This window comes from Azospirillum sp. CT11-132, assembly GCF_047302835.1.
Lineage (GTDB): Bacteria > Pseudomonadota > Alphaproteobacteria > Azospirillales > Azospirillaceae > Azospirillum.
Genome location: NZ_JBGLZA010000003.1, coordinates 1,649,530 through 1,660,890, shown reverse-complemented (window position 1 = coordinate 1,660,890; position 11,361 = coordinate 1,649,530). Strand labels below are relative to the sequence as shown.

The window sequence follows — 11,361 nt, the reverse complement described above, 5'->3', positions numbered from 1 at the left end:
CTATCGTTTCCGGCCGGCCAGCGCGGCCAGCGCGATCACCGCCGCCCACAGGCCGAACACCCAGACATAGAGCGCCGGTACCCCCAGGACTCTCCCCTCCACCCCGAACAGGCCGAGCAGCGGCGGGTTGAACAGCGCCGCCGCCAGCAGGAACAAGCCGATCATCCGGTCGCGGTGGCGGCCGGAGACCGTGTCGTGGCCAGATTCCCGGCCCGGGTCCCGGCCCGCTTCACCGTCAGGCGCGCTCAAAAGGCGCGTTCCCGGGCAGCGAGTTCGACCAGGATGTTGGCGCCGCGGATGGCGTCGTCCAGCGTCCGCACGTCGCGCTCGCGCAGCATCTCGACCATCCGCAGGAAGATCGCGGCGGTGACCAGACTGTCGCCCAGCGCGGTGTGACGGTCGACCACCGCGATGCCCAGCCGTTCGGCGATGCCGTCCAGCGTGTGGTCGCCGTCATTGCCCAGCAGCATGCGGGACAGCAGCATGGTGTCCAGCACCGGGCAGTCGAAGGACACCCCCGCCGCCCGTTCCTTCATCTTCAGGAATTTCAGGTCGAAGGCGGCGTTGTGCGCCACCATCACCGCGCCGGAGACGAAGCTGCGGAACTGCGGCAGCACGGCGTCGATGGTCGGCTTGCCCGCCACCATGCCGTCGGTGATGCCGTGGAAGGGGACCGACTCCGGCGGGATCGGCCGCCGGGGATCGACCAGCGTGTTGAAGGTCTCGCCGGTCAGGATGCGCCCGCCGACGACGCGGACCGCGGCGATCTGGATGATCTCGTCGCCGGTGCTGGGCGAGAGGCCGGTGGTCTCGGTGTCGAACACCACGTAATGCAGGCGGTCCAGCGGCGTGCGGCCAAGCTCGCTGGTCGCCAGAGGCTGGTGCAGCAGCCCGAAATCGAAGAACTCCGGGCGGGCGCCGGCCCGTGCGCGCGGCTGGGCGGTGCGTGGCGACTGTGCCGGCGGCAGCGGCACGCGCAGCCGGGCGCGGCCGGCACTGCCGGGCAGGTCGTTCGGCAGCGGCTCGCTCCAGGCGGTGCTGCGGTGGTGCTGCAGCACGTCGCCGGCGCTGAGGCCGCCGAGGCCGCCGGGCAGCGTCTGGTCCAGCCAGCCGTCCAGCGTGGCGCTGGGCACCGCCGGCCCTTCCCACACGAGGTCGAGATAGACCCAGCGGTCACCATCCTGCGGCCCGGCGGCTTCCAGGTCGAAGGCGTTGGCGCCGGTCAGCGCCTGGACCCGCCCGATCAGATAGGCGAACAGCAGGACGAGGCTGTGGCTGTCGCCATGCACCCATTGCGGCAGGCCGGTCAGCGTGACCGTGGTGGCGGTCTCCGCCCCAACCCGGTGGGCCACGAGGTTGATCAGGTTGTTGGAGTGGATGTCGCTCATCGGCCAGCTGCCGGTGACGACGTTGCGGTAGGCGGTCGTCACCCGCTCCAACCTTTGCGACAGGCTGTCGCAGGATTCCAGCATCGCGCTTTCGAATGCGGCGCGGTCTCCGGGGCCGAGGTCGGGGGCGTCGTACAGAGTCTCCACCGCCGCCCGCAGGTTGGCGATGGGGGCGCGGAATCCCTCTGTCGCCTCGCGCAGCAGGGCGTCGCGCTGGCCAAGCGCGGCCAGCTCGCTGGTGGCGTCGGACAGGGTCAGCACATAGCCGGTGATGGTCGGCGGCTCGTCGGACCCCGGGTCGGGATCCTGCAGAATGGCGCTCATCCGGCCTTCCAGCAGGATGCGGCCGTCGGTGGTGGCGCCGACGAACTGGGCGGTGGTGCCGTGCTCGTGGTTGAGGTGCCGGCCTTCGCGGACGCGCAGGGTCAGCCGTTCCAGCGTGTGGGTCACCGGCTCCGCCACCACGAAATGCAGAAGCGAGCGGCCCAGCCCGAGGTCACCGGCAAGGTGGAGGATGTCGAGGGCGGTCTGGTTGTAGAGCAGGATCTGGTGCTTGGTGTTGCAGACCAGAACGCCTTCGTGCAGGTCGCGCAGGACGGCGGCGAGTTGGGTCTTTTGCTCCTCCGCCTTGGCGGTGTGGTCGGCGACGGTGCGGGCGATGTCGCGGCGGACCTGGGCCAGCTTGTCCGACAGCTCGTTCACCGCGCGGGCGATGGGCAGCAGGTCGCCATAGCGGGTGAGCGGCACCCGGCCGCCGACGGCCCCCTCCGCATTGCCATGGGCGATCAGCCCGGCCTCGCGGCTCAGGGTCTCGGCGGCGCGCAGCAGAAAGCGGTCGACCGCCAGCCAGAGCCCCCACACCGCCGTGGCGCAGGCCGCCGTCATCACCACGGCATAGGTCAGCAGCGGATCCGATGCGTCCGACCCGCGCACCGCCGCCGCCAGCCCGACCGCCAGCGCCACCAGACCGAGGCCGGCGGCGCGGAAGGCCAGCGGGATCATGCGGCGGGGCAGGGGATTGGCTGAGGGCGCGGGGGCGGTCATGGCGACGGCTCCCCGCCACCGGTCGCGGCGGTCAGGCCCAGATGGCGGCGGACGGTGGTCAGCAGGTCGCGGGTGGAGAAGGGCTTGGTGATGTAGTCGGTGGCGCCCAGTGCCATGCCTTTCTGCCGTTCGACGTCGCGGCTGCGCGCGGTCAGCATGATGATGGGCAGCGATTTCCAGGCCGGATTGGTCCGCAGGGTCTGGCAGACGTCGAAGCCGTCGCGCTTCGGCATCATCGCGTCGAGCAGGATCAGGTCGGGGGTGAAATTCTCCACCGAGCGCAGCGCCTCGTCCCCATCGCGGGCGATGCGCACGTCGAACCCGGCGCGCTGCATGAGAACCTGGAGCGACAGGACGATGCTGGGCTCGTCGTCGACAACCAGGATGGTCGGCTTCATGGCGGGGCGTCCTCCGGTACGCCGGTCTTTTGCCGGCTTCCCAATTTGTGGCCGGGGCAATGCATTCGTGCCCTGGAATGTCCATGGTACGAGCAAAGAGAAGCACGGATCAAGCGGCACTCCCGGCTCCCCCGACCAAAGAACGGGGGTACTAAGCCCAAGAAAAAGCCCGGCCGCGACCAAATGTCGCCGCCGGGCTTTCGTTTGGATGACACAGTGTCGCAGGGGCAAGAACCGGCAGCGAATCGCCTCCGGCCCGGACCGGGATCAGCGCGTGGTCACGACGACCGGGTTGAGCCCCATCTTCGATTTCAACTGCTCCGCCTCGCGCTTGGCCGCGGCCGGATCGGGGAAGCCGCCGACGCGCACGGCGCGCCAGGACCGGTTCGAACTGTCGGTCCAGTCCACCGTATAGGCCTGGAAGCCGCCGCCTTGCAGCCGCTGCGCCAGCGAATCGGCGTTGGCCGTCACCGAGAAGGTGCCGACCTGCACGGTATAGCGCCCGGCCGGCGGTGTGGCTGATGGGGCTGCGGACGGGGCTGCCGACGGGCCTAGGGCCTTGGCGTTCGGCTTCGCCTCGCCATTGCCGGCCGATGCCGCAGGCGGGCGCTTCGCGGCATCCTTGGGCGGCGCCAGCATCGCCTGCAGGGAGCCGGAATCGTTCGGCGCGGCGGCGGGCTGTTCCGGCTTGGCCGGGTCGGGCTTCGCCGGCTCCGGCTTTTGTGCGGCCGGCGCGGCAGGAGCGGTCTCGGTCGGGGCGGCGGCCCGCGGTTTCGGCGAGGAGGCAGGGGCGGTGGCTGGCACCGCCGGCGGCTCCGGCACCTTCAGGACCGGCGGCGGGCTGGCGGGCAGGGCGGCGACCGGAGGCGGCGGCGCGGCGGATGGCGCGGCCTGGACCGGTGCCGACTGGACCGGTGCCGTTTGGACGGGAGCCGGCAGGCTTTCGGTCGTCGGGGCCGTGGCGGTCGGTGCGGCGGTCGGTGCGGGGGCCGGGGAGGAGGGCGCGCGGGTGATGGCCGGCGCCGGCACCATCGGCGCCGAACTGTTGGTGGCCGTCGTCACCGGTGCCGGATCGCCCGAGCCGAAATAGACCACGCCGACGGCGATGCCGCCGGCCGCCAGCAGGGCGAGCGCGATCTTGCCCAGCGGCAGGCTGCGCCCCGCCGGTTCCTCCTCCTCATACTCCACGTCCTCGTCCTGCGGGTCGGCCCGCAGATCCTCGTTCAAGGCGCGAAGCAGCTTGGCGATGTCCTCGTTCTCCGGCGGCGGAGTCTCGGAAGGTTTGCCGTTGGCCTTCATCTCGTCCTTGGAAGTCGGTGTCGTCAGGGTGGGAGCCCGCCGGGGCGGTGGCTGGAGCGTCACGGTTGACCTGCGCTTGCCCGTCATGCGGGCCGGCTGAATGCAGAAAAAGGGGCCTTCCGATCGCCGGGGCCGCGGTGACACGGCCCGGCTGCGGAAAGCCCCTTCTCTTTATCGTATTTTGCCGCTCCATCAAACCGCCATGCGGTCGCGCCCGGCGGGTGGGCGGCACGAAAGAAGGGACGTCAGCCCTGGTGCGGCTTGGCCGGGTCGGCGGGCTGAGTCTGGACCGGCTGCGTGGGGGCCGGCTGGGGCGCGACAGGCTGGGCGGCCGCGGACTGGGTCGGCTGGGCGGGGGCCGGGTTGATCGCGGCGGGAGGGGCCTGGGCGGTGGTCGCCGCGGGCGGATTGGCCTCGTCCTCGTCCTTCAGGCCGGCCTTGAAGGCCTTCACGCCCTTGGCGATGTCGCCCATCACGTTGGGCAGCTTGCCGGCGCCGAACAGGAGAAGCACGATGACCAGAACGATCAACCAGTGCCAGATGCTGAAACTGCCCATCGATCAATACCTCTGAAATTCGGTCGGAGCGGACGTCGTCGCGGTCGCCACCAATGTGAGTGCCCCTTCCGCGCCGCACAAGAGGCGGCTGTCGGGAGCGCCGTGATAAAGGGCGCCCCTCAGGCCGCCGGGCCGCTTTCCGCCGGTTCCTCCGGCAGTTGGTGGCGCATGATCAGCGGCGCCTGGAAGGCGCTGAACAGCAAGGTCAGCGGCATGATGCCGAACACCTTGAAGTTGACCCACATGTCGGTGGTGAAGTTGCGCCACACCACCTCGTTCAGCACCGCCAGCAGCAGGAAGAACCAGGCCCAGCGGATGCCCAGCGTGCGCCAGCCGTCGTCCGACAGACTCAGCACCGTACCGAGCAGGCGCTTCATCACATTGCGCCGCATCGCATGGGCAACGAACAGGACGATGGCGAACAGCAGATTGACCAGGGTCGGCTTGATCTTGATGAACAGGTCGTCCTGCAGCCACAGCGTCAGGCCGCCGAACAGCAGCACGAATCCGGCGCCGACCACCGGCATGATCGGGATGCGGCGTTCCAGCCGCCAGGACACCGCCACCGCGATGGTGATGGCGACCATGAAGACCGCGGTGCCGGTCATGATGCCGGCCTGCGAATTGGCAACGAAGAAGGCGGCGAGCGGGCCGGCCTCGATCGCCAGACGTGCGAACTGGTTCATGCCCCTGACATAGCCTGAACCGGCCGCCCATGAAAGGGGCGAATGTTGGAGGGCGGGACGTTCGGGTGCGCTACTCCGCTCACCGAAAGGGTGCGTACGGCGGTGACATCGCGCGGTTCGGCCCGCAGGAGCGCAAGCGGGGCTTTTCTCGCGTCGCGTGTTTCGCTACCTCTTTCGTCATCCGCCGATCGGCGGGTCTCCGACGAAGGGCAGAGAGACGATGGAAGCAGCCGAAGTGAAGGACCTGATCGACGAAGCGCATGAGCGGGAGGAGGCCCAGCGCCGTGCCGCCGGACGGCACCATTCGGAAGACAGGGAAGAGGGCGGGCATGGGGTGAAGACCTCCACCGCCATCTACATCTCGGTCCTGGCGGCGGTGCTCGCCATCGTCAGCGTCGCCGGTTCCAACGCCGGCAAGGAACTGATGGCCAGCGCCATCGAGGCGTCGGACAGCTTCGCCTACTATCAGGCCAAGACCCAGCGCCAGATCAGCCTGCGGCTTGCCGCCGACGAGATCGAGTTGCTGTCCGCCGGCATGCCGGCCGACGCGCAGGCCAAGGCGCTGCAGCGCTCCGCCGAATACCGCCAGTCGGCCGAACGGATGGAGGCGGACGAGGGCAAGAACAGCCGCAAGGACCTGCTGGGCAAGGCGAAGGCGGCGGAGTTGCGGCGCGACCATGCCGCAGCCCAGGACCCCTATTTTGACTTCGCCGAGGGCATGCTGCAGCTCGCCATCGTGCTGGCGTCGGTCTTCGCCATCACCAACAAGGGCTTCATCCTGTGGACCAGCCGCGCGCTGGCTGCGGCGGGGGTGCTGATGGCGGCGGACGGCTTCACCCTGATCCTGCCGCTGCCCTTCCTTTGACCCCTCAAAACTGGACCGACAGACGCAGTGAACCGTAGTTGGTCAGCGATTTCTGGCCGCGGAACTCCGGCGTCTGCAGGGTCTGGGCATAGGTCAGGCCATAGCGGCCGTAACGCAGGGTCAGGCCGGCCTGCATGCTGCCGACGAAGGGGTGCTTGGCGACCGACCGGCTTTCGCGGAACGTGTTGCCGTCCAGGAAGATGTTGCGCACCACCGCCCGCCCTTCGGCGCTGGCGTAGACGTACCAGGAAAAGCGCCCCGGCCGCTCCGAATAGGGATTGTCCTGGTAGGGGATGCTGGAGGTTGGGCGATTCACCAGCGCGCCCACCGGCGGCGGCATGTTGCCGCCCAGCCGGACGGTGGCCCCGGCCGCGGCGAAGGTCAGGACATTGCCCAGGCTGCCGGCGACATGGGGGCTGAAGTCCCACTCCACCGGGCCGAGGCTGTTCGGCTTCTCGTCGCGCCAGACATGCTCGTAGCTCAGCACCACGCCCGGCTCGTCACGCAGCTGATAATTCCAGCCCTCCGGATAGGTGGCGCCGTCGACGATCTTGTGGACCGTCTTCTGCGTCTGCTCCGCCAGCGAAGCCGGGCCGACCATGCCGAGGTCTAGGTCGAAGCGGTCCACCGCCGTCGGCGCCTCGTTCAGCACCGACAGCCGGCCATAGAGCCAGCCGGCATAGGGCCGGTCCTTGGGGTCCGGGTTGCGGGCACTCAGATTGCTGGGCGTATACATGTTCTGGCCGAAGGCGAAGCCATAGCGCCGCACCCCGCCAGGCTCGATCCACGGCACCAGATTGGCCAGCCAGTCGATGTTGCCGTAGGTCGGCCGTGCGCCCGAGAAGTAATAGAACTGGAATCCATTCGTGTAATAGCGGTCGGTCCCGCCGCCGAACAGGTCGTTGTCGATCCAGAAGCCGATGGCCGGGCCGGAGGTCGCCGGCTCATCGCCGGGGGGAGGAGTGGTTTCCTGCGCGTTCGCCGCCGATATGGCCGCCGATGCCGTCAGCAGCAGGGTCGCAAATGCCGCGGCCAAAGCGGGGCCGCTGTTCGTCACCATTCCGGCACGCTCCATCCGTTTCGCACTGTAACGGACGGAGGTGGAGTGTGTTGCGCTGCGGTGCGGCTTCTTTGGGGGTAGGGTGTCGGCTTCGATTGCCCCCACCCTAACCCTCCCCCGCTGGGCGGGGGAGGGGATAAGTACTTGTTCAAAAAGGCAGCGGCAGTCCCTCCCCCGCCCAGCGGGGGAGGCTAGGTGGGAGCATCCGAAGCCGACACCCCAACAATTCAAACCCTTGCCTGCAATCCCTCCACCGCCTCCTCCAGCGTCACATCGATCCGCTTGATCCCGTGCAGCGCCAGGAAGCGCGCCTCGTTCTTCGACAGTTCGCCGGGGATAACCGCCCAGTGGCTGTCGGCGGAGCGCTTGGCGATCTGGCGGGCGAAGGTGCGCTGGATCTCGTGGTCGAAGCGGCAGCCGAGGAACAGGAAGTGCCGGCCGGCGCGGCGATCCTTCACGATGGCGGGGATCGGGGTCTGGATGTCGATCTCCGTCAGGATCTCGACATAGTCGCTGTCGGAGATCAGGTAGTTGCCGGCCGGCGCCACCGCGCCCGACGGCTTGTACAGCACGGTGTCCCAGCCGGCCGCCGCCTCTGCCGTCGACTCAGTGCCGTCGGGGGCGTAGTAGCGCACCCATTCGCCGGTCGATTGCGGGTGCGACACCCCCTGAATCTGCCCCCAGGTCCGGTCGGCCGCCGCACTCAGCAGGCTGTCCAGCACAGTGTCGTACCAGACGTCGACCAGCAGCGGCGGTGCCGGGATCGTCGCCAGCAAGGCGTGGACCGGGGTCGCCGGCACGGTCTGGCGGAAGATTTCGTTGAGGATGGTCTCCAGCGTCTTGCGGTGCTTGCGCGTTTCGATGAACTGGGCGACCGCGGTCAGGTTGGAGCGGATGCGGCCGGGGGCGGCGACCTTGGCGTTCAGACGTTGCACCAGCTCCGCCGAATTGCGCGGGATCGGGCATTGGTCGGGCGGCAGCAGGGCGAAGGCGCCGGGGCCGAGATAGGGCACCACCTGCCGTGCCGCCAGCGCCGCGGCGATGTCGGCCAGCGCCGCCGCGGCGTCCGGAACCGTGACGGACTCAGGATCGGTTGCAAGCGTGGTGACGGTCATGGGTGCCTCTTCCCTTCGGGGCTTCACAGATAGATCGCGGCGCCGGCGCCGGTGTTGACGCTGGCGTCCTTCAGCGTTTCCACGATGAAGGCGACCTGATCGCGGGTGATCTTGCGGTGCAGTGGCAGGGCCAGCACGCGGTCGGCCGTCTTGGTGCAGACCGGGCAGGCACCGCGGCCGGCGCGGCTCTCGCCGAGCGCTTCGATGTAGTATTGCTGGGTGTGCAGCGGCTGACCGTAGTCGCTGGCGTCGATGTCGTGGGTGTCCAGGTCTTCGATGATCGACCGGCGCCCCGACGCGGTGAAGCGGGTGCCGAGATGGACGCAATACACCATCGGGTTGACCACCTCCGCACCCGGTCCGCGATAGGGCGGCTTGATCCCCTCGAAGCTCGCCATCGCCGCGTCGTAATAGGCGATGACCAGATTGCGGCGGGTCAGGACTTCCGGCAGCCGCTTCAACTGCACCAGGGCGAGCGCCGCGTTCAGGTCGCTCATCCCCGCCTGCCAGGGCAGGGTGCGGGTGATGACAACGGTGTTGCGGTGCTCCGTCTCGCGCCGGCGCATGTAGCGCAGCCGGTGGGCAAGGTCGCGGTCGTCGGTGACGATCATGCCGCCCTCGCCGGCCAGCAGGATGCCGGGCTCTGAAAAGTCGAAGACCGAGGCGTCGCCGAAGGTGCCGACCATCCGGCCCTTGTAGGTGGAGCCTATGGCTTCGGTCGAATCCTCCAGCAGGATCAGGTTTTTGGCATCGGCCAGCGCGCGCAGCTCGTCCCAATGGGCGGGGTGGCCGTTGACGTTGCCGGCCAGGATCGCCCTGGTCTTCGGCGTGATCAGAGCCGCCGCCTTCTCCGGGTTGATGGTGTGCTGCCAGTAATCGATGTCGACCAGCACCGGCGTGGCGCCGGACAGCGCGACCGCATGCTGGACCTGATGCCAGCCGAAGGGGCTGCACAGCACCTCGTCGCCCTCACCGATGCCATAGCCCTTCAGCATCAGCAGCGTCGCCATCGTCCCGCTGGATACCGCCACCGCATGGTCGCGGCCGACATAGGCGGCGAAGGCGTCCTCGAACGCCCGCACCATCCGCCCGTCGCTCAAGGCCCCGGACGACAGCAGGCGAGCGAGCATTTCGACCTCCGCTCCCGAGATGTCGGGGTCGGTCAGCGGGATGTAGTCGTCAAACTCAAGATCGTCGGTGACGTCTTCATCGGCGGGGGAGGGCTGGTGCAGAACCGCGGCGGCATCGCTCATTCACTCGTCCTCGTCCCGTTGGGCGATCACGACGCCGGTGGCAAGTTCCGGCTTGTCGGTGATGAGCCAGCAGTGGTTGTTGCCGTCCACCAGATGCAGGTCGAAGCCCGCCTCTTCCCGGAACGGATCCTCGGCCATCACCGCCGCCATGGCGCCGGTGACGGTCTTCAGGTCCGGGTTGGCCTCGCGCACGCCGCGGACCACGGCGTCGAGCTTGTCGCCCCCGGCGAACAGCCGGCCGGCCAGCGTGGCGATGCTGTCGATGCGCTCGGGAGACAGGGCCATGGGCGTCACTCCGTTCCGCGTTTCTTGGCTTCGACGGTGATCGGCAGGCGGGTGTCGTCCGGCATCTCCGGCAGGTCGAGCGTCCAGCCGTTGGCGACCTTGATCCATCCGCCCCACAGGCCCGGCTTCTCCATCTCGACGATGGGTTCCTCCAGGTCCTTCTTGGCGACGTAGATCGTGTATTGCTCGGACGCCTTGCGGATCATCACCTTCATCGCGGACACTCCATCCTGTTGTTCTGATTGTCTTTTGCCTCAGGCGGCGATCAGCCGGGCGTGCAGCGCCGGCAGTTCCGACAGGACGGCGTCCACCTCCGCCGCGGTGGTGTAGCGGCTGAGCGAGAAGCGCAGGCTGGCGGCGGCCTCGGCGTCGTTCAGCCCCATGGCGGTCAGCACATGGCTCGGCTCGTTGCTGCCGAAGGAGCAGGCCGCCCCCATCGACACGGCGATGCCGGCGCGGTCGAGCCGCATCAGCAACTCTTCCCCATCCATCGGATGGCCATGGCCGTCGGCGAAGCGGATGTTGCTGGTGTTGGGCAGCCGGGCGACGCTGGCGCCGTTCACCACCGCACCCGGCCAGCGGGCGAGGATGCCCTGTTCCAGACGGTCGCGCAGGAAGGCGATCAGGTCTGCCTCGTCCAGCCAGAGAGATGCCAGCGAGGCGGCGGCGCCGAAGCCGACGATGCCCGGCACATTCTCCGTCCCGCCGCGGCGGCGGCGTTCCTGATGGCCGTGGATCAGCGCGTGGAAGGGGGCGCCCTTGCGGACATAGAGCGCACCGACGCCCTTCGGCCCGTGCATCTTGTGGGCGGACAGCGTCAGGTAATCGGCGATGCCGCAGTCGACCTGCACCCGACCGGCCGCCTGCACCGCGTCGCTGTGGAACAGCGCGCCATGGGCGTGGGCGATCGCGGAGGCGCCCTCCACCGGCATCAGCACGCCGGTCTCGTTGTTGGCCCACATCATGGAGACCAGCGCCGTCGCCTCCGTCACCACGGCGGCGAGATCGACCAGCGAGGGCAGGCCGTCGCGGTTCACCGGCAGGATGGTGACGCGCCAGCCGCGTTGGCGCAGGTCGTCGAACAGGGCCAGCGTCGCCGGGTGCTCCACCGCGGTGGTGACGATGTGGTCGCGGCGATGGTCGGTCTCCTCGATGACGCGGAGCGCGCCCAGGATGGCGGCGTGCGTCGCCTCGGTGGCGCTGCCGGTCATAACGAGGTCGGCCGGCCTGGCGCCGATCAGGGCGGCGACCTGTGCCTTGGCCTCGCTGACCGCGCGGCGGGCGGCCATGCCGGCGGAATGCGGGCTGGACGGGTTGGCGAACTCGCCGAACAGGTGCGGCAGCATTGCTTCGCGCACTTCCGCAGCCAGGGCGGTGGTGGAGTTGTTGTCGAGGTAGATCGTCATCACAT

The 11,361-nt window shown here is 69.0% G+C and carries 13 protein-coding genes; 1 reads left to right on the top strand and 12 read right to left on the bottom strand.

Features of this window, described 5'->3' with window-relative positions:
- The 6 genes from ACCD06_RS13675 to ACCD06_RS13650 all read right to left on the bottom strand — a co-directional run bounded on the left by ACCD06_RS13675 (position 1) and on the right by ACCD06_RS13650 (position 5,372).
- Complete coding sequence (locus tag ACCD06_RS13675; RefSeq protein WP_413341250.1) at positions 1-249, bottom strand: hypothetical protein; 249 nt, start codon at positions 247-249, stop codon at positions 1-3.
- Positions 246-2,432 (bottom strand): exonuclease domain-containing protein, encoded by a 2,187-nt coding sequence (locus ACCD06_RS13670; RefSeq protein ID WP_413341248.1) that lies wholly within the window; start codon positions 2,430-2,432, stop codon positions 246-248. The genes ACCD06_RS13675 and ACCD06_RS13670 overlap by 4 nt, the downstream gene beginning before the upstream one ends.
- Entirely contained in the window at positions 2,429-2,830 is a 402-nt protein-coding gene (locus ACCD06_RS13665) for a response regulator transcription factor (RefSeq protein ID WP_109154510.1), read from the bottom strand. The genes ACCD06_RS13670 and ACCD06_RS13665 overlap by 4 nt, the downstream gene beginning before the upstream one ends.
- 267 nt (positions 2,831-3,097) lie before the next feature.
- Positions 3,098-4,192 (bottom strand): SPOR domain-containing protein, encoded by a 1,095-nt coding sequence (locus ACCD06_RS13660; RefSeq protein WP_413341246.1) that lies wholly within the window; start codon positions 4,190-4,192, stop codon positions 3,098-3,100.
- Between the two features lie 182 nt (positions 4,193-4,374).
- Complete coding sequence (locus tag ACCD06_RS13655; RefSeq protein ID WP_109156508.1) at positions 4,375-4,686, bottom strand: twin-arginine translocase TatA/TatE family subunit; 312 nt, start codon at positions 4,684-4,686, stop codon at positions 4,375-4,377.
- 119 nt (positions 4,687-4,805) lie between these two features.
- Positions 4,806-5,372 carry a septation protein A gene (locus ACCD06_RS13650; protein ID WP_109154513.1) on the bottom strand — a complete coding sequence of 189 codons (567 nt, stop codon included), beginning with the start codon at positions 5,370-5,372 and terminating at the stop codon, positions 4,806-4,808.
- 220 nt (positions 5,373-5,592) lie between these two features.
- On the opposite strand from ACCD06_RS13650, the gene ACCD06_RS13645 reads away from it, so the two are divergent.
- A complete protein-coding gene (locus ACCD06_RS13645) occupies positions 5,593-6,237 on the top strand; it encodes a DUF4337 domain-containing protein (RefSeq protein WP_413341243.1) in 645 nt (214 codons plus the stop codon).
- 4 nt (positions 6,238-6,241) lie between these two features.
- On the opposite strand, the gene ACCD06_RS13640 is transcribed toward ACCD06_RS13645, so the two are convergent.
- The 6 genes from ACCD06_RS13640 to ACCD06_RS13615 form a co-directional block, all read right to left on the bottom strand.
- Entirely contained in the window at positions 6,242-7,297 is a 1,056-nt protein-coding gene (locus tag ACCD06_RS13640) for a lipid A deacylase LpxR family protein (RefSeq protein ID WP_413341241.1), read from the bottom strand.
- 227 nt (positions 7,298-7,524) lie between these two features.
- A complete protein-coding gene (locus ACCD06_RS13635; protein WP_413341239.1) occupies positions 7,525-8,412 on the bottom strand; it encodes an SIR2 family NAD-dependent protein deacylase in 888 nt (295 codons plus the stop codon).
- Positions 8,413-8,435: 23 nt separating this feature from the next.
- A complete protein-coding gene (locus ACCD06_RS13630; protein ID WP_413341237.1) occupies positions 8,436-9,665 on the bottom strand; it encodes a DegT/DnrJ/EryC1/StrS family aminotransferase in 1,230 nt (409 codons plus the stop codon).
- Positions 9,666-9,950 carry a hypothetical protein gene (locus ACCD06_RS13625; protein WP_109156502.1) on the bottom strand — a complete coding sequence of 95 codons (285 nt, stop codon included), beginning with the start codon at positions 9,948-9,950 and terminating at the stop codon, positions 9,666-9,668.
- A 5-nt stretch (positions 9,951-9,955) separates the two neighbouring features.
- Positions 9,956-10,165 carry a putative nitrogen fixation protein NifT gene (nifT, locus tag ACCD06_RS13620; protein ID WP_109156501.1) on the bottom strand — a complete coding sequence of 70 codons (210 nt, stop codon included), beginning with the start codon at positions 10,163-10,165 and terminating at the stop codon, positions 9,956-9,958.
- 39 nt (positions 10,166-10,204) lie between these two features.
- A complete protein-coding gene (locus tag ACCD06_RS13615; protein WP_247871394.1) occupies positions 10,205-11,356 on the bottom strand; it encodes a cysteine desulfurase family protein in 1,152 nt (383 codons plus the stop codon).
- Between the last annotated feature and the right edge of the window lie 5 nt (positions 11,357-11,361).